Annotated in this window: 20 protein-coding genes and 4 tRNA genes; 15 read left to right on the plus strand and 9 right to left on the minus strand. The window is 53.6% G+C overall.

The window, feature by feature from the left end; genetic code table 11:
• The 8 genes from PHX60_RS14700 to PHX60_RS14735 form a co-directional block, all read left to right on the plus strand.
• Positions 1-131 (plus strand): hypothetical protein (locus tag PHX60_RS14700; RefSeq protein WP_300079302.1); only part of this gene is annotated, 131 nt, incomplete at its 5' end.
• Positions 132-192: 61 nt separating this feature from the next.
• A tRNA-Ala gene (locus PHX60_RS14705) sits at positions 193-268 on the plus strand.
• A gap of 28 nt (positions 269-296) precedes the next feature.
• Positions 297-372: transfer RNA gene (locus PHX60_RS14710), tRNA-Glu, on the plus strand.
• 49 nt (positions 373-421) lie between these two features.
• A tRNA-Asp gene (locus tag PHX60_RS14715) sits at positions 422-498 on the plus strand.
• A 212-nt stretch (positions 499-710) separates the two neighbouring features.
• A complete protein-coding gene (locus PHX60_RS14720; RefSeq protein WP_300079262.1) occupies positions 711-1,889 on the plus strand; it encodes a tyrosine-type recombinase/integrase in 1,179 nt (392 codons plus the stop codon).
• A gap of 405 nt (positions 1,890-2,294) precedes the next feature.
• Positions 2,295-3,407 (plus strand): plasmid recombination protein, encoded by a 1,113-nt coding sequence (locus tag PHX60_RS14725; protein ID WP_300079264.1) that lies wholly within the window; start codon positions 2,295-2,297, stop codon positions 3,405-3,407.
• Positions 3,404-3,595, plus strand: a complete 192-nt coding sequence (locus tag PHX60_RS14730; protein WP_300079266.1) for a hypothetical protein — start codon at positions 3,404-3,406, stop codon at positions 3,593-3,595. The genes PHX60_RS14725 and PHX60_RS14730 overlap by 4 nt, the downstream gene beginning before the upstream one ends.
• 500 nt (positions 3,596-4,095) lie before the next feature.
• A complete protein-coding gene (locus PHX60_RS14735) occupies positions 4,096-5,454 on the plus strand; it encodes a hypothetical protein (protein WP_300079269.1) in 1,359 nt (452 codons plus the stop codon).
• 289 nt (positions 5,455-5,743) lie between these two features.
• Here the strand turns inward: PHX60_RS14735 and hpnC are convergent, their stop codons facing one another.
• Positions 5,744-6,628 carry a squalene synthase HpnC gene (gene hpnC / locus PHX60_RS14740; protein WP_300079271.1) on the minus strand — a complete coding sequence of 295 codons (885 nt, stop codon included), beginning with the start codon at positions 6,626-6,628 and terminating at the stop codon, positions 5,744-5,746.
• A 161-nt stretch (positions 6,629-6,789) separates the two neighbouring features.
• Between hpnC and PHX60_RS14745 the strand changes: the two genes are divergently transcribed.
• The 5 genes from PHX60_RS14745 (at position 6,790) to PHX60_RS14765 (ending at position 13,054) form a co-directional block, all read left to right on the plus strand.
• Entirely contained in the window at positions 6,790-7,977 is a 1,188-nt protein-coding gene (locus tag PHX60_RS14745) for an efflux RND transporter periplasmic adaptor subunit (RefSeq protein WP_300079273.1), read from the plus strand.
• 8 nt (positions 7,978-7,985) lie between these two features.
• A complete protein-coding gene (locus PHX60_RS14750; protein ID WP_300079275.1) occupies positions 7,986-11,159 on the plus strand; it encodes an efflux RND transporter permease subunit in 3,174 nt (1,057 codons plus the stop codon).
• An 86-nt stretch (positions 11,160-11,245) separates the two neighbouring features.
• Positions 11,246-11,332, plus strand: a tRNA-Leu gene (locus PHX60_RS14755).
• A 228-nt stretch (positions 11,333-11,560) separates the two neighbouring features.
• Positions 11,561-12,361: a hypothetical protein gene (locus PHX60_RS14760; RefSeq protein ID WP_300079277.1), complete on the plus strand. Its 801-nt coding sequence runs from the start codon at positions 11,561-11,563 to the stop codon at positions 12,359-12,361.
• A 42-nt stretch (positions 12,362-12,403) separates the two neighbouring features.
• Complete coding sequence (locus PHX60_RS14765; protein WP_300079279.1) at positions 12,404-13,054, plus strand: hypothetical protein; 651 nt, start codon at positions 12,404-12,406, stop codon at positions 13,052-13,054.
• A gap of 17 nt (positions 13,055-13,071) precedes the next feature.
• Here the strand turns inward: PHX60_RS14765 and PHX60_RS14770 are convergent, their stop codons facing one another.
• A complete protein-coding gene (locus PHX60_RS14770) occupies positions 13,072-13,374 on the minus strand; it encodes a hypothetical protein (protein WP_300079282.1) in 303 nt (100 codons plus the stop codon).
• A 102-nt stretch (positions 13,375-13,476) separates the two neighbouring features.
• Here PHX60_RS14770 and PHX60_RS14775 point away from each other — a divergent pair, with 102 nt between their 5' ends.
• Positions 13,477-13,881: a hypothetical protein gene (locus tag PHX60_RS14775; RefSeq protein ID WP_300079284.1), complete on the plus strand. Its 405-nt coding sequence runs from the start codon at positions 13,477-13,479 to the stop codon at positions 13,879-13,881.
• Between the two features lie 33 nt (positions 13,882-13,914).
• On the opposite strand, the gene PHX60_RS14780 is transcribed toward PHX60_RS14775, so the two are convergent.
• The 4 genes from PHX60_RS14780 to mobQ are packed head-to-tail and all read right to left on the minus strand — an operon-like array spanning position 13,915 to position 17,127.
• Positions 13,915-15,054 carry a zincin-like metallopeptidase domain-containing protein gene (locus PHX60_RS14780; RefSeq protein WP_300079286.1) on the minus strand — a complete coding sequence of 380 codons (1,140 nt, stop codon included), beginning with the start codon at positions 15,052-15,054 and terminating at the stop codon, positions 13,915-13,917.
• Positions 15,051-15,824, minus strand: coding sequence for a hypothetical protein (locus tag PHX60_RS14785; protein ID WP_300079288.1), 774 nt, complete (start codon positions 15,822-15,824; stop codon positions 15,051-15,053). Before PHX60_RS14785 ends, PHX60_RS14780 begins: the two co-directional genes overlap by 4 nt.
• The gene (locus PHX60_RS14790; RefSeq protein WP_300079290.1) at positions 15,821-16,108 is read right to left on the minus strand and encodes a hypothetical protein; all 288 of its coding nucleotides are present in this window, start codon (positions 16,106-16,108) and stop codon (positions 15,821-15,823) included. The genes PHX60_RS14785 and PHX60_RS14790 overlap by 4 nt, the downstream gene beginning before the upstream one ends.
• Positions 16,102-17,127 carry a MobQ family relaxase gene (mobQ, locus tag PHX60_RS14795; protein WP_300079292.1) on the minus strand — a complete coding sequence of 342 codons (1,026 nt, stop codon included), beginning with the start codon at positions 17,125-17,127 and terminating at the stop codon, positions 16,102-16,104. Before mobQ ends, PHX60_RS14790 begins: the two co-directional genes overlap by 7 nt.
• 229 nt (positions 17,128-17,356) lie before the next feature.
• Between mobQ and PHX60_RS14800 the strand changes: the two genes are divergently transcribed.
• Positions 17,357-17,806 carry a conjugal transfer protein TraD gene (locus PHX60_RS14800; RefSeq protein WP_300079295.1) on the plus strand — a complete coding sequence of 150 codons (450 nt, stop codon included), beginning with the start codon at positions 17,357-17,359 and terminating at the stop codon, positions 17,804-17,806.
• Here PHX60_RS14800 and PHX60_RS14805 read toward each other — a convergent pair.
• The 3 genes from PHX60_RS14805 to PHX60_RS14815 all read right to left on the minus strand — a co-directional run.
• A complete protein-coding gene (locus PHX60_RS14805; RefSeq protein ID WP_300079297.1) occupies positions 17,800-18,660 on the minus strand; it encodes a DUF3037 domain-containing protein in 861 nt (286 codons plus the stop codon). The genes PHX60_RS14800 and PHX60_RS14805 overlap by 7 nt on opposite strands.
• Positions 18,657-19,397 carry a HipA family kinase gene (locus PHX60_RS14810; protein WP_300079299.1) on the minus strand — a complete coding sequence of 247 codons (741 nt, stop codon included), beginning with the start codon at positions 19,395-19,397 and terminating at the stop codon, positions 18,657-18,659. Before PHX60_RS14810 ends, PHX60_RS14805 begins: the two co-directional genes overlap by 4 nt.
• 198 nt (positions 19,398-19,595) lie before the next feature.
• On the minus strand, positions 19,596-22,138 hold a 2,543-nt coding region (locus PHX60_RS14815; protein ID WP_300079300.1), incomplete at its 5' end, for a DEAD/DEAH box helicase family protein.

The raw sequence follows: 22,138 nt of genomic DNA on the forward strand, positions 1-22,138 counted from the left end.
GTCTCAAGATGCCCCAGTTGGCCATGCCCGTGCGCGTTTTGACCGTGGGAACCGCACACACACCCTCGGTCGATGCCGTGCTGGAATTGGTCGGTCGTGAAAAAGTTGTGCAACGTTTGCTGAAACGCTAAAAACCTGTCTATAATTCAAGGCTCTGACAACGTGACTTAATAAAAAGAGTTGTGTTGCAAAGGGGGTATAGCTCAGCTGGGAGAGCGCTTGCATGGCATGCAAGAGGTCATCGGTTCGATCCCGTTTACCTCCACCAATCAGAGCGGAAGCAGTTCCAAGGTTTTGACCCTATCGTCTAGAGGCCTAGGACATCACCCTTTCACGGTGAGTACCGGGGTTCGAATCCCCGTAGGGTCGCCAAGTTGTAGCACTTGGCTTGTATGAAGATGCAAGCGAAAGCTGCCTACCAGGAGTGGTAGTTCAGTTGGTTAGAATACCGGCCTGTCACGCCGGGGGTCGCGGGTTCGAGTCCCGTCCACTCCGCCAACACCAAAAAACCCTTATAGATCAACGATCTATGAGGGTTTTTTCATTTCAGGTGGTAGCGTCATTGGTAGCACTCCGCCATGTCCCTATCGCTTCCGATCTACAAGCTAGGCAGCTCCTACTACGTGCACACACGCATAGGTGGTAGACAGATCAAACGATCCTTACGAACTGGCTTCCAACGCGAAGCTATCATGCGAGCAATCGCTTTCATGAATAGTTTGAACATGATCCACCGGCCCAACATTTCCGATCTCACACCGTATGAACTGGACTTGTCAAAAGGTGTTTTGAAGGCTGATGGAACAGAAGACCATGAACGCTTGATGCAAGCCATACAAGCGATGAAGGCACTTCATACGGGACAAGGTACAACCCCAGCCCAGAACGTGCCCAAAGCGGTTTTAGACGCCGTACAAGACGACCCCAACGTTTTGAAGCTTGAAGAATTGCTTGAAAAGTTCTTCTTGTTGCGAAAACAACTCACACAAGCTACCGCAATATCCTATAAGAACATCATAGGAGAACTGAGCAAGTTCTTAAAGAATCCACCCATAACAAAAATAACAGCAAGCGATATAACAAGGTATCAAGAACACTTGGCAAAGAGCAATGTACCTAGAACGATAGACAATAAAATATCAACAGTAAGAGCTTTGTTTAACTTTGCTAAAAAGCATGGCTACACAAAACAAGAGAATCCAGCACAGGATAAAGCTCTTATGACGAAAAAACAAAAATTAAAAGATGGCTTCGCTATATTTGATCCTGATGAGATTAAAGCTCTGATTGATTGTGAATATTTTAAGAAGCAAAAGAAAAAAGACATTGATTATGTGATTTCGGTTATGCTTTGCATATTCACAGGATGCCGGATTGGTGAAATTACTAACTTAAAGAAAAATCAATTCAAAATTAGTGAAGGCGGGAATACATATATCAACATTAGAGACAGTAAGACAATGGCGGGTATAAGAGAAATACCATTACATCCTTATATCATTGAATATATGAAAGATTTCTTATCTAAAAAAACAGATAAGGTTTTCAAGTATGAAGAAGTTGACGGCAAAGGAGCTGGTAACGCAGTTGGGAAAAAATTTGCAACTCACAAAAAAGCAGCACGAATAGATAGAGACAAATTGGTATTTCACAGCATACGGAAGTTTGTTAATAATGAGCTTGTGAAAAATAAAATATCACTAGAACATCGTTGTCAATTGATAGGGCATGAACTGGATAATGTGAATGTGCAAGTGTATTCCGATAAGATTGATATTGATTCATTGGCTGAAACTGTATTCCCTGTCTTTGATAAAATACAAAAACTGATTGAACCTAAAACAGATATCATTGAGATTGATTTTGAAGGGCTCATAGACCCGATGTAACAAAAAATCCTTGGCTAATAGTGACCTAGCCAAATACATTGCGAAATAAAAAAAGGTGCCCTAAGCACCTTTTTTTATTCAAAATTCATATACAGAATTAATGGGGTATGGGGGAAATTTCCCCCATGTTAGCGAAGCGGAAGCATTGGGACTATGCCACCCAAAACAATACATCGCGGAAAAAATCCTAGATAACCTAAGGTGGAAATCCGTGTCATGATAGACAGGGTTGTTAGGTTTTTGGTATTTTTGTATTAGGTTTTAAGCCCCTCTGGCAAGAGCCGCACATATGTCATTTAGATACCTTTATGGTTCTAAATGATATATGTATAGTCGGTCTCTATACATATATCAAACACCCCTATATATATTGACATTGCCAAAAAAATCTGATAGTTTAATTTCATGTATCAGTTTTTTCATATCGAATCATATGCATTAAAAAGCAGTAATAACAAAGCACCACATAGGTATAAAAAAGAAGCTCCTGAAGGAGGTTCTGTCGATTCGTCTGACCGTTCAAATAGATATATAAGCAAGTCCAAACCATCTAGAGAGTCCAAATTAAATGCTTCCGAAGTGATGGCTGAGGCATTGAGACTGGAGGGAAATTGTCCTCATGTCCTCAATCCTCTTGAACCTAATTTTATTTATGGCTCGAAAGATGATGCCGTAAATATCATGCCAACACTTAACAGAATGATGGATGAGTTTAAGACTCCATTGACCATGAAAAATGGAAATGTGGTTCAAAGAAAATTGAGAGAGGACACTCATCTTTTATTAGCTGGAGTTGCTTCCTATCCTCGTGAGGAATATGAAAATAATCCTGATGCTTATATAAAATGGCGAACCGATGCCGTTGATTATTTGAAAAATAAATACAGTTCTAAACTCGTTTCCATCGTAGAGCATCTTGATGAGGAACATCCTCATATTCATTTTTATTGCATTGATCTTGAAAATGCCAATATAAAATTATCTCATGATGGGTATATTGCTCAAGCTGAAGCTGCAAGAACCGATCCCAAAAAACGAATGACCAAAGAAGCAACCGATGCTTATAAGGAAGCCATGATTAAAGTGCAGGATGATTATTTCAAGCACGTTGGTTTTGTGAATGGGTTGTCTAGGTTGGGACCAAAAAGGCAACGCTTGAGCCGTGATGAATGGAAGGCTGTTAAAAAAGCAAACAAGATAACATCTGAACTTCAACGGGATGTTGATAACGTTGCTGCTGATATTTTGGAAAATGCAAATGTTAAAGCACGAAATACAATAAATGAAGCTCGAGATAAATTAGACAAGGCTAATGCTATTGAGGTGGAGAATAATAGGTTAACCCAAAGGCTGATAGCTGATGATAAAAACTTCTCTGAAAATAGAAGAGCTATTCAAGATATGTTATTGAAGCAGAAGAATAAGCAGAAGGAGGATTATGATTTCCATGTGCTGACTCTTAAAGCTGAATTCAAGAAGCAATTGGAAGCCGCTATTAAAGAGAAAAAAAATTATTGATTGAGAGGTTTAATACTCTCGAAGATGGTTTGAAGCAATATTTGCTTGAAAACGATGTTAACCAAGATACCTTGGTTAATGTTGATATGACCCAAGACTTCACAGCTGACTGTTTACCATATAGCAATACAGATAATAATAATAATCAAAGTGAGTATTCTAATAGTGGTGAATTAAATAACTGGTAATATAGAAATGCACAAAGTTGGTGCAAAACTGATATATATTCGTTTTAGTATATGCTCCCCTTCATTCCCTTTAGGGAAAGGAAGGGGTCAACAAAAAATGAAATTTTTTGTTGTGGGGAAGGTTAGGGCTAGGTAATAATTGTATTATACCGACACACTTCCGAAAAATCCTAATAACCATGCGGGTTCCAAGAGATTCTATTTTCCGTGACTTCATATTATTTTGATATCACATTATTAGCCAAAAAAATAAGAATTAGACAAAGAAAAACCGGATACACCATAAAAGCATATCCGGTATTCTTGACTTATTAATCAGATTAATATAATCTGATTGGAGCAAACAAGAACTAGTAATTCTTATTTGCCCAAGACTGACAGTAAACCAACTACTTCAATCTCTTACACTTTTATTTTATCTAATATGAAAAAATTGTCAAGTGTATGAGTGGCATAAATGGAAGGTACTTTTAGTTTTGTAACTAAAAAGGAACCAACCCATGAAATTTAACGCCAACGCAATAAGACAACATCAAGCCGCAAGATTATTAAATAGACATTTTGCTGAAACCAATGAAAATATACTTGGTGATGGTTTGAAACTATGTCAAAGACAAAAAGCACACAACTGCCAGAAACCTAATGTTGCAGTAGTAGCAGTAGAAAAAAAGAAAATTAAATACAAAGTTAATAATGCAGTGGTTGAGCAAATTGTAAATGTTGCAACCATGCATGATGTATCAAGGTGCGGTAATGCTCATCTATGTGCTCATTGCACAGGATTCAAAGCATCTCATATGAGAGCTTGGATTAATGAAGAACTTGAACCAGCTTGTAAGCGTAACAAATTATCATTAGGGTTATTAACCTTAACCGCCAGTCATCGTAGAGATTGCGATTGGAAAGAATACACAAAGAAATTTTATATAGCCTTGGATACTTTCAATGACTTAATGAATAGAGAATTTAAAAAAATTGGTAGCTTTGGAAAAGTTAGAACAATGGAATCACCAGTAGGAGATAACGGATTGCATTTACATATACATGACATGTTTACATATTCCAAAGGTGCAGACATTGACAAATTGAAAAACATTGCAATGCAAAAATGGAAACTTGCATTGAAAAAAGTTGACTTATTTTGTAATCATCATGGTGTTGATATTAAAAAAGAAGGTGAATTTGATAGAAACTATGTTGCAAAAGAAATAGCGTCTTATGATTCAAAGACTGATAGCAATAAAAATCTAAAAAACTTGTTTCAATTGCTTGATGCTAGTGCAAAAGGAAGTATACAAGCTGGCAATGATTGGATAAGAGCTGCACAAGCTATACAAGGTAGAGATAGATGGAATGTAGGTTTATTGGCTAAGAAGCTCAATATACCAACACCTAGCAAATGGAAAAAACCACAAAGAATATATGAGCCATTCTTTGTGGAATATTCACAAGCTCACCATATGATAGCAACAGACCCAAGAAATAAAAGAGCTGGTCTTGCTTTCATATATAGAGCGGCACGCAATGAAATGAACAATCCCGGTACAACCGAAAGAATGGTTTTGCGCATGTGTGATGAGGCTATTAAAGATGTAGTTGAGTCTATAAAATATAAATTCAATGTAAAACTTAATGAGTCTCTAAGCAAAATTTCAACAAAAGAAGAAAAAGAAAACCTATTAAAAAGAAATTTTAGTAGTTGTACTTTTGCAATATCGGAATATAGAGCGTCTACATATAATTATATGTATCCACCTAAAAAGATACAAATACAACCTATTGAGGATTACTCCGACCTTGTGCCAGGACTCGAATTAAACTTTGACCCACCTGAAATTTTGGCTGAATCTGTGGTATAAGTCTATACAGCCGTTACCTAGTAGCAATACTGGTAGCATGTTTTTGAACCCAGCTATCACCTAAGTGGTTGATTTGGTTGGGTTTTTTGGAGTTGCGAAGTGTGTCCCGTCCACTCCGCCAGTCAAAAGCCCCAAGTAATTAATTTACTTGGGGCTTTTCTTTTGTCTGAATGCTTTGCCTGCGCCCGCCCTGGGTTGGCTCTAGGCGGGTCCCCTTGTCAAAGCTTGATGCCGGGGTCTGGTTGAGCCTCAGATTCAAAGGCCTTTGAAAAAGCGCCGGCCTTACGCCTTACATCCGCAGCGCGCGGGCCAGCATCACGCACAAGTCCCAGGCATGCAGGCGGGGGCGCTGGCGCAGGCTGGCGCCTTGCAGGGCATCGACCTTGTCGAGAATGCGCAAACCCCCTTGCACCACCAGGCGCAGCTCCCAGCCGGCGCGGCCAGGGATGCGGTGGACCAATTCAGCCCCTTTTTGCATGCTGGAGCGCGCCCAATCGACGTTGTCTGCTATTAATTTTTTATTTTCTGGCGTGCAGCGCAGGGCCCGGAGATCGTCCCGGCTGGCGCCGAACCGTGCACAGTCACCGGCCGCCAAATAGTGGCGTCCCCGGGGGATGTCCACGCTCAGGTCCTGCCAGAAGTTGGCCAGTTGCAGGGCGGTGCAGATGGCATCGCTTTCGGCCAGGGCCTGGGGGGAATTCACCCCGTACAGGTGCAGCAGCAGCCGGCCTACGGGGTTGGCGGAGCGCCGGCAGTAGTTGAGCAGTTCGGCCCGGTCGGCGTAGAGGGCTGCATCGCGGGTTTTTTCGATGTCCTGCACAAAGGCGCTGAGCAGATCGTGCAGCAGCGCCACCGGTAGCCGATGCCGCTCCAGCACGGCGCGCAAAGGCAGGTAGACCGTGGCCCAGCGGGGAGACGGGGCCTGGCCCGTGGCGATGGCCTTCAAATCGTCTTCGTAGGCGCGCAGATCGGCCAGGCGCTGTGCGGGCGAGGCGTCGCCTTCATCGGCAATGTCGTCGGCGGTGCGGGCAAAAGCATAGAGGGCGGCGATGGCCGGACGCAGTGCCGGGGGGCACAACCAAGAGGCCACCGGGAAATTTTCGTAGTGCGTGACGGGGGCTGCCACGGTGCTGACCGGGCTGGCGGAGGGGGTGGGGCGGGGATCGGACTTCACGCCGGCGATTGTCGCTTGACAAGCCCGGGGACTCTCCATAAATTACTAACCGGCCAGTCAGTAGAATGGCTGTCCCCCTTTTACCGCGTGCACGCCGCGCTGGTCTTGAACGACTGGTGCATGGGCGGTACGCCTTTGGCCCTTTTCACCCCGGATCTCCCATGCCTCTTTGCCTCCTTCCGTCGTGGCCGCGCCCCACTTACCTGGGCTGCCTGGTCTTGGCCGCCCTGCTGGCGGGCTGTTCCCGTTCTGCGCCGCCCGAAGAGCCCGTCCGAGCGGTCAAGCTGCTGACGGTGGGCCAGGGCGCATGGGAGTCCAGCCTGGAATATGCCGGTGAGGTGCGGGCCCGGGTGGAGTCGCGCCTGGGGTTCCGGGTGGCGGGCAAGCTCACCGAGCGCCGGGTCGAATTGGGGCAGCGGGTGCGTGCGGGGCAGCTGCTGGCCCAGCTCGACCCCCAGGATTACCGCCTGGCCGCCGATGCGGCCCGCGCCCAGCTGGCCGCGGCGACCACCCAGCGGGACCTGGCTGCGGCCGATTTTCAGCGCTATGCCGCCCTGAAAGAACAAAGCTTCATCAGCGGTGCCGAACTGGAACGGCGCGACACCACCCTCAAGGCGGCCCAGGCCGCCCTGGACCAGGCGCGTGCCCAGCTGTCCTCGCAAGGCAACCAGGCTGCCTACACCCAGCTGGTGGCGGACGTGGCCGGCGTGGTGACGGGCATCGAGGCCGAGGTGGGCCAGGTCCTGGGGGCCGGCACCCCCGTGCTCCGCATCGCCCAGGATGGCGCGCGCGACGTGGTCTTTGGCGTGCCCGAAGACAAGGCGGCGCAGATCCAGCCCGGCCAGGAAGTTGCCGTGCGCGGCTGGTCTGCCAACGTGGCCCTGGTGGGGCGGGTCCGCGAGGTCGCGGCCAGCGCCGATGCCGCCACCCGCACCTTCCAGGTCAAGGTGGCGATCGACGCGGCCAGCGCCCCGGCCTTGGGCTCGACGGTCTACGTCACCCCCCAGGCCCTGAGCCTGAAGGGAACCCCGGCCCTGAAACTGCCCACCACGGCGCTGCGCCAGGAGGGCCAGGCCACGGCGGTCTGGGTGTACGACCCGGCCACCAGCACGGTGCGCTCGCAGGTGATCCAGGTGGCGGCACCCGATGGCAATGCGGTGGTGGTGGCCTCCGGGCTGGAGCCGGGCATGCAGGTCGTGGCCACTGGCGTGCATGTGCTTTCGCCCGGCCAGAAGGTCACCGTTTACAAGCCAAAAGTGCCTGCAGCGTCCGACAGTAAAGCGCCAGGTGCTATCAATTCAGTCGTTTCGCCTTCCGCCTCTGCGGCAGCCACCCCCTCTGCCCGCTGAGGCCCGCCATGACCCAGAGACAAGCGAAAGAGGGATTCAATCTCTCCAAATGGGCCCTCGACCACCCGGCACTGACCCGCTACCTGATGGTGGTGCTGATGCTGCTGGGTTTTGCCGCCTACTTCCAATTGGGGCAGGACGAAGACCCGCCCTTCACCTTCCGGGCCATGGTGGTGCGCACCTACTGGCCCGGTGCCACGGCCCAGCAGGTGGCCGAGCAGGTCACCGACAAGCTCGAACGCACGCTGCAGGAAACCCCTTACGCCGACCGGATCCGCAGCTATTCCAAGCCGGGCGAGTCGCAGATCATTTTCCAGATCAAGGACTCCTCCAAGCCCTCCGAGGTGGCCAACGTCTGGTACACGGTGCGCAAAAAGATCGGCGACATGCGCCAGACCCTGCCCCTGGGCATCCAGGGGCCGTTTTTCAATGACGACTTTGGCGATGTTTTCGGCGTGATCTACGCCCTGGAGGCCGAGGGCTTCAGCGATGCCGAGCTCAAGACCTTTGCCGATGCCGCCCGCCAGCAGCTGCTGCGCGTGCCCGACGTGGCCAAGGTCGAACTGTTTGGGGTGCAGGACGAAAAGCTCTATATCGAGATTTCGCAAAAACGCCTGGCCAAGCTCGGCCTCGACATGAGCCAGGTGCTGGCCCAGCTGGGCCAGCAAAACGCCGTGGAAAGCGCGGGCGCGGTGCAGACCGCGCAAGACCAGGTGCAGGTGCGTGTGCAGGGCCAGTTCCAGGTGCTGGAAGACCTGGAGGCCATGCCGATTCGCGGTCCGTCTGGCGTGCAGTTGCGTTTGCGCGACATTGCCGAGGTGCGGCGCGGGTACATCGAGCCGGCCAGCGTCAAGGTGCGCCACCAGGGCCAGCAGGTGGTGGCCCTGGGCGTGTCGATGACCAAGGGCGGCGACATCATCGCCCTGGGCCAATCCCTGAAAACGACGGCCCAGCGCATCGAAGCCAGCCTGCCCGCTGGCGTGCGGCTGGTGAATGTGCAGGACCAGCCCAAGGCGGTGGCCACTTCGGTCAGCGAATTCGTCAGCGTGCTGATCGAGGCGGTGGTCATCGTGCTGGTGGTGAGCTTTGTGAGCCTGGGTTTGCACAAGCGTCCTGGCGTGCAGCCGCTGTGGAAGCGCTGGTACATCGACCCCCGGCCCGGCCTGGTGGTGGGCATCACGATTCCGCTGGTGCTGGCCGTGACCTTCCTGGCCATGGGGTACTGGAACATCGGCCTGCACAAGATCTCCCTGGGCTCGCTCATCATTGCCCTGGGCCTGCTGGTGGACGACGCCATCATTGCCGTCGAAATGATGGTGCTCAAGCTCGAAGAGGGCTATGACAAGGTGCGGGCCGCCACTTTTGCCTACGAGATCACCGCCATGCCCATGCTCACGGGCACGCTGATCACGGCGGCGGGCTTCTTGCCCATCGGCCTGGCGAAGTCGACCACCGGGGAATACACCTTTGCCATCTTTGCGGTGACCGTGATTGCCCTGGTGCTCAGCTGGGTCGTCTCGGTGTACTTCGTGCCCTATCTGGGCACTTTGCTGCTGAAGGTGCCGCCCCATGTGCAGGCGGCGCAGGCCACCCATGGCATCACCGACGACCCGCATGAAGTGTTCGACAGCCCTTTCTACACCGCGTTTCGCCGCCTGGTGCACTGGTGCGTTGCCCACCGCTGGTTGACGATCGGCGCCACGGTGCTGACCTTTGCCCTGGGCATCGTCGGCATGGGCCAGGTGCAGCAGCAGTTCTTTCCCGATTCGAGCCGCCCGGAAATCCTGGTGGACATCTGGTTTCCGGAGGGCACGGCCTTTGCCGGCAATGAGTCGGTGACCCGGCAGGTCGAGCAGCGTCTGCTGGCCGAGCCCGGCGTGACCACCGTCAGCACCTGGGTCGGTTCGGGCGTACCGCGTTTTTACCTGCCCCTGGACCAGGTCTTTCCGCAGACCAATGTGTCGCAATTCATTGTGGTGCCCAAAGACCTGTCAGAGCGAGAGCGCCTGCGCAAGCTGCTGCCCACCTTGTTGGCGCAGGAGTTCCCGGAAGTGCGGGGCCGCGTCAAGTTGCTGCCCAACGGGCCGCCCGTGCCTTACCCGGTGCAGTTCCGGGTGGTGGGGCCCGATCCGGCGGTGCTGCGCACCCGCGCCGATGAGGTCAAGGCCCTGCTGCGCGCCAGCCCTGATATGCGCGGCGTCAATGACAACTGGAACGAATCGGTCAAGGTGCTGCGCCTGGAGGTGGACCAATCCAAGGCGCGCGCGCTGGGCGTGACGAGCCAGGCGATCGCGCAGGCCTCCAAGACCCTGCTGGCCGGCACCACCGTCGGGCAGTTCCGCGAAGGCGACAAGCTCATCGACATCGTGCTGCGCCAACCGCTGTCCGAGCGCGATGCGATGACCGACATGGCCAATGCCTACCTGCCGACCGCCTCCGGCCCGTCGATTCCGCTGCTGCAGATCGCCAGGCCCCAGTTCGCCTGGGAGCCGGGGGTGATGTGGCGCGAAAACCGGGACTACGCCATCACCGTGCAGGGCGACGTGACCGAAGGCCTGCAAGGGGCCACCGTGACCCGCACGCTCTTGCCCGAGCTGCGCAGGATCGAAGCGATATGGCATGCCGCCGGCGAAAGCGCCTACCGCATCGAGGTGGCGGGTGCCGTGGAGGAAAGCTCCAAGGGCTCGGCTTCCATCGCCGCGGGTATTCCGATCATGCTGTTCATCACCTTCACCTTGCTGATGCTGCAGTTGCACAGCTTCAGCCGGGCCATGCTGGTCTTTCTGACCGGCCCGCTGGGCATTGCCGGCGTGGCGGGGGCCTTGCTGCTGCTGGGCCGCCCCTTCGGCTTTGTGGCGCTGCTGGGGGTGATTGCCCTGATGGGCATGATCCAGCGCAACTCGGTGATCCTGATCGACCAGATCGAGCAAGACCGCGCGCGCGGCGTGCCCGCCTGGGATGCCATCGTGGAATCGGCCGTGCGCCGCCTGCGGCCCATTGTGCTGACGGCGGCGGCGGCGGTGCTCGCGATGATTCCGCTGTCGCGCAGCGTCTTCTGGGGGCCCATGGCCGTGGCGATCATGGGGGGCCTGGTGGTGGCCACCGTGCTGACGCTGCTGGCCCTGCCCGCCATGTACGCGGCCTGGTTCCGGGTCAAGCACCCCGATGCCGAGCTGAACTGAGCAGAAACAGCCCGGGAGCAGGGTAAAATCCCGGGCTGACCTTTGGGGCGCAGTGGATCGAATTCCCCCTGCAAACTGAAACAACCGCGCGGGTGGCGAAATTGGTAGACGCACCAGGTTTAGGTCCTGACGCCAGCAATGGTGTGGGGGTTCGAGTCCCCCCCCGCGCACCACAGTGAAAACGGGGAAAGCTATTGAAAATCAACGACTTGTGTGATTTTTAGGCTCTCCCTTCTTTTCATTAGGTTTCATCGGTTTTCATCATTTTTCACCCAAATTCACCCCTACAGTTTGGGAAGATTTTGGGAAGTTTGGGAGAGAGCTTAAGTTGCTGAAACGTGACAACTTCCAGACTGTGGCTATGTTACTGAACATCTAAAACCGATTTCATCGCTCCTTGTATGCCACCAAAACATCTCGTATTGCTGCAAGCGATGTTTCCCGGCGTGCTAATGCTCGACATCGACCAAATTGCTTCCTTGATGCGATACGGGCGTGGCCACCTGTACAACCTCCACTGCGAAGGCAAATTGCCGTTCAAGGTCAGTCGGGGAGTCGGCAATAAAATTCTTGTCTCGGTTGTCGAGATGGCGGCTTACCTCGATAAGGAGATGCTGTCGGAGTACAGTCCCTCACCTCCGCAACCCGCTGAGCTGGTCGTCAAAAAGCGCGGGCGTCCCCGTGGCGCCACATCCAAAACCAGCTCGACTGTTTATGGCTTTCAGAGCGAACTTCGTTCTGCCATTTACCGGGTTCGTGCCACGGAATTGCTCGCGGGTATCAGGCAGGGCCTGTCCAATTCGGTTCTTGATGGGGAGGAAACCCTGAGCGGCGGAGAGCGTTTGCGTCAGACGGTGTCGCGGCTTTCGGCTACTGTTGAGCTTGCATCAAACGAATTTGAGGCAGTACACGCGAGACTCTCCCATGCTGAGTCATCTGACATCCCTTACGCGGCCAGACAAATTCCGTTCTTCCTGAGCCCTGACGGATTGGTCGCGGCTTTACCTATCGAGTTGGATGGCGTAGAGGTGGCACAGCAAGCAGACTATCGTGTGCATTGGATGACGTGGTCGTCTGCTCTCTCCTTGGTTTGGCTTGATGAGGCGAAACGGCTGGCCTGGCTTGAAAAGATGGCGGTAGTGATGCCGGACCTGTACAAAGGTGTGGACGGCAACAGACGAAGTACGCTGCTAGGGGTCTAGGCGGTGACAACCCATCTCAGGCGCGAGTTCCTTAGCTTGGTCATGCAAATGCCAGCGCAGCAGAGGGAGCATGAGTTCGTTAGCCGAGATAAGGCAGCTTTGTTCCTCGGCTTGTCCAAGCGGACTTTGGAGGATTACGCCAAGAAGAAAGTACCGCCACCACCGCTTGGTGGATTTGCTGGCGGTGAAAAAGGCAAGCGTGTCTTGTACCGGCTAAGCACCTTGGTGGACTTCCTTGTCAAGGATGCTCATGCGGGCGACGAAACGTTTGAACGTCTGATGACTGAGTCCGAGAAAAGTCAGAGCCCTGGTATTCCACAGCTTGACCCTCTGTCGCGTGCTTTCTTCTCCCGGCCAGTTGTTTCCCAACTACTTAGCGATGACCCAGTCGGGCATTGCACGGCCTGGGGGACCACAGTGGTTTCGGTGGATTCTGGTGAGGCTGACTTCCCATTTTTCGTGGACGAGACGGGCTTGGTTCTGGGGCCAGCGTGGAATTCGGCGCAACAAACGTCCGATTGGTTCACATCCCGGAAAACTGATGTCTTGTGGCGAACTTGGGTTCAAGGTCTGGCCATGGTGTGGAACGACGAGTCCGCACGTCTAGCGACCATCCAAAACTGTGCGATGAATGCTTCCACGATTCCGCAGCTAGTGGCGGACCATAGGCGGCAGGCACTTTTGGCCCTCTGAGGCAACTCACGTCGGCATCAACTGAACACATCGCCGACGTCGTCCAAGTTGACAGGTGCAAATATGTCTGCCCCTGACAAAGTTGCTTGAACACCCGCTGCCACCAATTCGGTTGGTAGCGTCGAAAGCAGTTCTGGCAATCGTGGGAATACTTTGGCGGCTCGCGCAACGATGTTTGGGTATTCCGAAAGCGTCTCTACTCCTTCGGTGGTCGCGAAAGCTGACAGGCAGTCGGTATCGGTGGGGTCTTTTATTGCAAGCAAGAAGTCCCAACGCTGGCTTGGGTCGTGCCTAGTGCCCATGGGCGGCTCAACGCTCATTGGAATCTCGCTTCATCCCGCAAATGAGCGACTGGACCATGGCTTGACTATATGCATTTTGGTTTGTTAATTTGTTATTCATTATGCGAATAAGGAATAATAATGAAGTTGTCTCATCAAGTCCCCAGTGTTTCAAGTGAGTCACCCAGTCGCCGCTTGCTCGATTGGAGCGTTGTGTTCGTCGAAGGTGGTTTGGGCCGCGCCTATCTCCATTGGAGCAACTTGATGGTGACATTGGAAGCAGTGATGTCAACCCAGCCAGATACCTTGATATCGTTGACGCTGGACGTCGAGGACGAGTCTCCCAGTATGACCTTCATGGCTGGGATGAGCATGCCCATGGCGGGCAGGCTCGAATCGTCGGACCTCATACCGCTCGTGCCTAAAATTCAGCAGGCCATTGACCATTTCCTGCTGCCCTTTGAAATTGTCGAGCAGCTTTTTCCGACATCAGGTCAACTGGCATCCTACGGCACTGATGCGGCAGACATGCCATTCGGTGAATGAACGACAACGCTGGCGTGTGGCTCGCCTTGTCGTTCAAGGGGCTGGTGAGGAATGTGGCACAGCAGAAATTGGAGCGAGTGCATTTCTTCTAACTGCCTGCCGCGAGCGGCCAACTCCTGTTCCGCTTCTTGCCTTTGCCAGCACAGCGGCCACTGCTAGCGAAGGTTCAGTAGAGGTGTCTAACTTGATGCCAGCGTTTGCGGCTGTGGCCGCTTGTCCCAAAACGGGTATGGCATCTGTTTTTGTGTCGGTGGTCGCTGTGGCGTTGAGACTTGAGTTTCCCGTGAGATATTCCGCCATGAGGCGTGCATCTTTGGCAGCCCGGAAAATTTCGCGGTTGTCGCTGCGGAGTACCTTGACCCACGATTCAATGTAGCTGGCATGCGAGTCCACTGGTCCCGGCACCCCGAGGAGTCCGCACATGAACGTGGAACAAAGTTCAGCTCTAAGCTCCTCCACTGCGTATGCATCTGTTCCCCATCGCCCGAAGGAGCGATTTTGTCTCGACTCATGGCCAGACCAGTGCGAAAGTTCGTGGAGCAAAGTCCCCGCGTAACTTGCAGCATCTGCAAAGGCCCCCTTGTGTGGCATCTGGATGAAGTCGCCCGATGGAGAATAGAACGCCCGATTCCCGCCATGGCGAAGTTCTGGCTGCAATCGCAACACAATGTCGTTCACCGCTTCAATGGGCTGCCACTTGTGCTCAGGCGCTGCGAGAGGTAGCAGGTCTTCAATCTGGCTCGCATGGAAAACGCGATACTCTGTCAAGAATGGGATGCGCCGCGTTTCATCGGAGGACTCGCGGGGCTGTGGGACTTCGCGTTCAGATTCGCGCCCTGGCACATCCAGCATTTTGAAGAAATACACAGGTGTTGATTTGGAGCCTCTGCGAACTCGGAGCCCCATATCGTTAGCCTGTTTCATCGTGTACCAGCGGTGGTCGGTGTATCCCTCGGACTGAGCCGTCATCATCAGCAAGAGAGCATTGACACCGTTGTAGTGCCGTTCACTGACTCCGTTCATGGGCATGCCAGAGGCTTGCACATCTTTCCAAGGGCGCTGCCATGGTGCAGTCCCTGCTTCAATGGCTGCGATGATTTTGTCCGTGACTTCTTGATAGAGGTCGCGCCGTGGCTTGTTTTTGCCGCGTTCTAATGTGCTGGTCTTGCTCATAGGGCGCCTCCTGCCTGGGTGTCCTGGCCGGAATGTGGACCCATCGAGGCCACGAGATTCAGCAAGGCCGCATCTGTATTGACCTGGATGGGCATGCAAAACGCCGGTGAGCCAACTAAGAATTCCAGTTGGGCTGTGGGCTGTGTGCTTGGAGCAAGTCCAAGTGCTTCGGCCAATACCGCCTGAGGAGTCTGTGCTTGGCCTGCTCCTTGCTGACTGTCGGGCAGCACCTCGTGAACAACAAAGTATTCGCCTGTTGACGGGTTGAGTTTCTGGCACCAGATTTGTTGTCCATCCATCGGAGCCAAAACTTCTGGCCGATGTTGAATTTCCATATGTGTTCCGCTTTGGTCCCGCAGTCCCGTGATGGGTAACATCAGAACCAGCGGCGAAACCTCAAATCCCAGTCCATAGGAGGCTGCGGCATTGCGTCGCAGTACGACAACCCAAAACCAGCGCTGCCCTTTGGACGTGCAGACAAAAAAATGGTCTACGGGGGGGGCTCGCAGCGAGGGCAGCGATAAAACCAGTTCTCGCGGATAGTGGGTCAACACATCATGGTGCAGGTATGCGAGGTGAATTCCGAAGGCTTGTGCAACACCTGCTGGCGTACCCTCAGCACTTGGTCGGAGTTTTGATAGCCAGTCGAATCCCTGTTGGTCGGCTACGCGATGCAAGTACATGGACGGCATCCAATATGAGCCTGGCGCAATGGATGGCGGGAACTCATTTGCGGTGACTGAAGGCGTGCCTGGTGTTCCGATGTTCATAGCTTGCCTCCTTCCTGACCCAGTGGCGATGTGCGGAAAGTGACAGGTGCTTGGCGGCGATTGGCTTTCAGGTCACGTCGGTCTCGGATGTATTCGGCCAACCGCATCGCAGCAATCAAGCGTTCATTGGGCTTTGTCCACTTGGTGCGGTGCTCTGACAGGTAGCGGTTTTCAATCTCGGCGACTGCACGTTCAGCGTGAGGTGATTGCTGGCCTTGGGCCATTCCTTCTGGTCGTTGTGTGCAGAACAGTTCGGCCAGCAATCGAAGAAGTAGAGTCAGCATGGCGCCCCCCCGTTTCCGTTTGATGGGCCGTGTCCCCCACTGGGCAAAATGAAGATGCGGGAAGTAGTGGGGTGTGTCGATTTTTTGCGTTGGGTTGGATGGCGCAATGCGCCTGGACGTTGTCTCAGCTCCGCTCCTGTAACTGGGGCGGTGAGGATTCCAGAATGAGGGGTCCAAGTCGATGCTGGCGGAATTGACGTGGTCGGTGTTGGGGCGTCCCGCATTGCCAATGCTTGGCTGATGGAGCTGGTGAGGTCCAGCAACTGACTCTGAACATGTTTGACCTCGGCCAGGACACGCCGGAGTTCGGTGTTCGCCTGAGTCCAAGCGTCCACTGTCCTGTTGTGCTCCATCCGCTCTTGAAATGCTTCGGCGTTCCACGGGGTTTGGCGCCCCACGTGAACAGTGGCCGGGCGTTCAATGCCACGCACTCGGTTACTCCGGTGGTCGATGCGCTGACTGGTCCCTACGGTCTGCAATGCACTATTGCAGGCATCGGCCCATGCAGCCCGCCATTTAGTCACCAAGGATTTTTGGTTCCAGTCACGCCGCTTGGCTCCTACACTGTCTGGTGTTAGTTCCCTCAGCGTGAGCATGATGTGACAGTGAGGGTTGTCAGGCTTTCCGTTTTTCCCAACTTTGCTGTGGATGGCTATGTCGGCCACCATGCCCATTGCCACAAACTGCTGAGACACATACTCAGTGATGAGGTCGACGTGCTGCTGATGGGTCAGCTCCACAGGGAGGGCGACTTCCACCTCGCGGGCGAGTTGGCTGTTGTTTCGCGTCTCGCTGTTTTCGATTTGGTTCCAAAGAACTGAACGGTCCGTTGCCCAGGACGGGGAGCCCGGTGGAGCCAGAATGGCCCGATGGGTGACCTCGGTTTTTCGGGTGAAGTTGAAAACTTGACCCGTGCGTTTGCATCGCAGTCGAGTCCCCGCCCGATAGGCGGCGGCTTGAACTGCGTTGTGGCCATCGCTGCGAGCGATGATTTTGGTGGTTGAGTGAAAGATGGCCATGGGTACCTCCTTTGTTGATGGCCGACGGTCGGCACAACAATGGAAGGGAAGGGCTATCGTTCGCGAATCCGTCTTGCGGAATTCGTTTTTTGCCCCCTGGCAGGCGCACACAAACTTCAGTTTGTATCAGTGCGCTTGTCAGCTCTTGCCTCTGGGAAATGCTTGACTGTCTCCCTTCAAGGTGCCAGGTTGATAGCAACAACTCAAGCATTAACAGGGGGAGGACTTCATGACGACCACTCAATCCGCAGATTCAACCGCTCGCGACGACCCCGAGACAGACACCCTGGCACGGCTTCGGGAAAGAGAGGTCACGTTGCTAGCTCAGGCACAGGAACTTCAAGCGCGTGCAGCGCATTTGATGCGGGTGCGCAATGCGCACCAGAACAGGCTGGCCAGAAAGGTGGATGCGCACCAGAAAATTATTCTCGGTGCACTGGTACAGAAAGCAGGCTTGGATTGGGTGCTTGCAGGCTCACAGCACTCTCATCGTCAAAACGACGACGTTTCGGATACGTTAGCCAGTCGTTTGGACGATGTTTCGTTGCCGTATGACCGGGAGCGTATCCTCGCCGCGCTAATGTGGCTCGCGGAGGTGTCGAAACGACAGCCAAACGACGTCGTTTCGGTGCCGGATTGGTCCCCAAACACAGAACCGACTACATCAACGTCTCAATGACTGGCTGATGGAGCAACTTCGCTGGCAAAAGCCAGAATCTTCTTCTCATTGTTGGCTTGGGTCACTTCAACGCCAACTTCAACCAACTCCTGTCGGATTTCTTCGTAAGCCAAGTAAGCCTTCGATTCGGGCTTCGGCGCCGCTAGCGGGAAAAGTACATTTTCCGGGAGTGCATTTCGCTTGCGCAGACGCTTTAATTTGTCCACCCACAATCCGCCGTGGTTGAGAACACGAGTCGAGTCGTCCTGCCCAAGGAAGAGGGGCTTGATAATTCTGTCCACCAAGTTGCCGGTTTTGTGAACAAAGGGGAAGTTAACAAGAAAGTCAGATGTGCCGACTTTCTCTTGGACATACTGAGCACCGATGCGCGGGTCATCTCTAAACAAGATGCGACGCACTGCGCTTTCAAGCAACCGTTCTTGATATGCCTTCGTGACGAAGTTACGTTCGACGTAGTAGTCAAACAGTTCCTTGAGCTTGGCTTTGGGGTCATCCGCCAGCACCACGCGGCGCTCGTCGAACTGCAACATCGAGTCCCGCGTGCGGGTCAATTCAGCAAACAACCCAACTGCCAGGGGAACATCAACTACCCGTTTTCGTCCGTCCAGAGCACTAAGACGGATGTGCGTGGCAAAACGGTCCAGCTCCTCCGTGAACAGGGCTTTTCCAGTTAGGTAAACCTTGCTGTCTAACTCGTGGAAGAACTTCGTGATTCGTCCGTACTTTTTGAGCAACTTGAAGCCAAAGAAGCGACCCTCCGGGCATAACAGAACAACGCCAACGTTCGCAAACTCACCCGTCTCAACGAACGGGCGAAAGCGAAGCAACGCGTACTGACAAGCCAATTTTTTCACGAAATATTCCAGAAGTCGTCGTGGCTGCAACGGTCAAGACACGTTGCAATGGCGTCCCACGTGATGAGGGCTGGCACGCCGTCATCAACCCACCACCAAGAATCAGGGATGCTAGCACGGACTGTCGGCAAGTCGTGCAGTGAGGCCATCATTCGGTTTTGGTACCCCTTTCGTAGCAAGTGGTCACTGAAAACCCTGTTCCAGAGTTGAGCAAACACATGACTTTCGAGGAAGTTCTCCCTATTGAAGTCCGGGTCAAACGCCATGTTGTGGTCAATGACTGTCAATTTCTCCCCGGTCGTATCCCAGAGGAGATTAGGGTTCCCACCATTTTCAGTCAGGTGCCTGTCTTCATTTTTGAGCCACCAATCGAATACGAGCACGTCCAAAGCGGTGCTGTCGGGTACTAGGTCCCGTGTTGTGGGGGTCAGTTCCTGTGCATGAGGTAGTAAGCGCGATGCAAAAACCAACCCAGTGCCCAACTCCCTGATGTCAGGCCTGACACCCATTGTTATCAGTTCTGTGGGGACCTCAGCCAAGACATAGTCAGCAATGGGTAGTCCAAATGCGGTGGCTAGATGTGCGGCAACCCACTCACAAATAAGGCTGCGCCGCCCCGCCCCCGCTCCTTTGACATAGTAGGTTTCGCCATCGTCTCCACGACAAATGAAGGGGAGGGTTTTGCCTTGCGGAGAGCGGCCCAGCACCTCTTCAATGACAACGGACGGCTCTTCCATGTTTAGAACGCAGGGGCTTTGCTCGAAATAAAACCACTTGGCGGGTACAGGGCACTTCCCCGCACATTTGTACCGCCCTGGTCTGGGGCTGTGTCGTGCGAGCACAGTTGTCTTCGCATCGGAGACGCTGAATGACAGCCTTGTGATTCTTTGTTCATGTTCATGTGTGTCCAAGCATTTTGCCAAACGTGCGCGCCCTCACTCACTGAGCTCGGTATTCTCTCGGAGTTGTCGATAAACTTCTTCCACCAGCAGATTCGCCAGCCCTTTGAACACCTTCTCATGCCGTAGAGCTTGGTCGGCCATGACGCTGTGGTTCTCCAACGCATCTACCACAGCGTTGTTGAGCTTGGTCTCGTAGGCGCCGTTGGCGAAGGCATCCACCGTGTCATTGGCCTGTGCCTGCTCTTGCAAGGTGGGGTCATTCACCATCTTGCCAATCAACGTGGTGGCGTAGCCCTTGAAATCGGCGTCCGACAGGTTGCCGGAGAACACCTCGTTCATCTTCTTGATGATGGCGGACAGCCGGTCTTCGGGGTCGTCCCAGGCTTGACCGCCTCCCGGTCCCATGGGCTTCATGGGTTCGGCCTTGCCCGCGTCCATGTCAAGTTTGTGTTTTTGCTCGTTGACCACCTTGTAGCCTGCCAGTCGAACGGACTGGTCCAATGCCTCATCACCCCCCGCCTTGCCCTGCAACCGCGGCAGCAGCATGCGGCAAAACGCATGCAGGCGTTCGAGGTCTGCATCGTCGTAGGAGCGCATTTGCGACAGGAAATCGTAGGCACTGATGTATGAGGAAACATCCCCCCGGAAGAGGTCTTGTACCTCCTTGGCTTGCGCCTTAAACCTGTCGTGTGCTTTCTTCAAGGGCGATTGAATCGCCGCTTGTTTGCCCTTTGGGTCGAAATAGCCCTTGGCAAAGTCCAGCACCTCTTCCCAAAGGTAAATGCCAGCGTCGTCCAGCTTCTGGCGCAGCGTGTGGACCAGATTTGGGTCCGTGACCCCTGACATCTTCGCCGTCCGGTAGAACGGCAAAAAGGCTTTCAGGATACCTTCTGCTTCATTTCGGAAGTCCAGCACGAAGGTCGTTTCTTTGCCAGGATACGTACGATTGAGCCTTGACAAGGTTTGCACAGCCAACACTCCATCGAGGCGTTTGTCCACATACATTGCGCACAGCTTTGGTTGGTCAAACCCTGTCTGAAACTTGGACGCGACGATGAGCACTTGGTAGGACTCGGTTTTGAATGCCTCCTTGATACCGTCGTCATGTTCCTTGCAGTCGTTGAGGTCGCCTTCCTTGGCCTTCAACACCTTGGATTCTTCGTCCGTTACCTCACCCGAATACGCCACCAGCGCCTTGCAATCGTTGTACTTCATCTTCTTGATGTAGTCGTCAAACGCCTTCTTGTAGCGCACCGCTGCCACGCGACTATCCGACACCACCATGGCCTTGGCTTGTCCGCCCAACTGGTGCATAACGTGCTCGCGGAAATGCTCCACGATGACCGTAACCTTTTGCGCGATGCTGGTGGGGTGCAACTGCGCGTATCGGAACAGTTTCGCCTTGGTCTTGCCAGACTTCACGGCCTTGTCATCGCCCGCCTGCTCCAACTTGAAAGCAAAGCCATACGTGGTGTAGCCACGTAGCACATCCAAGATGAACTTCTCTTCGATGGCTTGGCGCATCGAATACACATGGAACGGCTCGGGCGTGCCATCGGCGCCCGTGCGCCCAAACAGCTCCATGGTCTTCGGCTTGGGCGTCGCCGTGAATGCGTAGTACGACACATTGGGCGGTCGCTGACGCGAAGCCATGATGGTGTTCAGTACGTCTTCATCGGTGATGTCGTCATCGCCATCGACCACAACTGCTGCCGTAGTGCCATCCGATTTGCCTTTGGTCAGCACCTCGCGCAACTTCACCGCGCTCTTTCCTGCCTGGCTGGAATGGGCTTCGTCCAAGATGAGCGCAAAGCGCTTGTCGCCCAAGCCGCCCACCTTGTCCAGCACCCATGGGAACTTCTGCAACGTGGTGATGATGATGAGCTTGCCCTTGTCCAGGGCACTCGCCAGTTGGGTGCTGTTCTCGTCGATTTTTTCGACAACGCCTTGCTGGTGGTCGAACTGGTAGATGGTGTCTTGCAACTGCGAATCCAGAACCCTGCGGTCCGTAATCACAATCACGCTGCTGTACACCTTCTGGTCCTTGGCGTCATGCAGGGAAGCAAGGCGGTGCGCCAGCCATCCAATGGTGTTGGATTTGCCCGAGCCCGCCGAATGCTGCACCAGATAGGTGTGCCCCACGCCTTCTGCCAAGGTGGCATTCAGCAGCTTGTTCACGGCATCCCACTGGTGGTATCTAGGGAACAAAAGTGAGGTGTTGAATACCTTCTTACCCTTCGCATCCTTGTTTTCGGACACCTCCACGGACAGGAATTTGCCCATTACTGCCAGCCAGGCGTCGGGGTGGAACACCTCATGCCACAGGTAGCCGGTGGAGTAGCCCAACTTGTCATCTGGCGGGTTGCCAGCGCCAGCACCGCCCATGCCATCGGGGTTACCACGGTTGAACGGCAAAAAGCGCGTCGCGGCGCCCGCCAGCTTGGTTGACATGCGCACTTCATCTGTGCTGACAGCAAAGTGAACCAAAGCCCGATTGCCAAACGACAGCAAGGGCTCAGGCTGCCTGGTCGTCACGTCGATGGGGTTTCTGTCGTACTTGTACTGACGCACCGCGT

The organism is Giesbergeria sp. (assembly GCF_028686475.1).
Classification (GTDB): domain Bacteria; phylum Pseudomonadota; class Gammaproteobacteria; order Burkholderiales; family Burkholderiaceae_C; genus Simplicispira.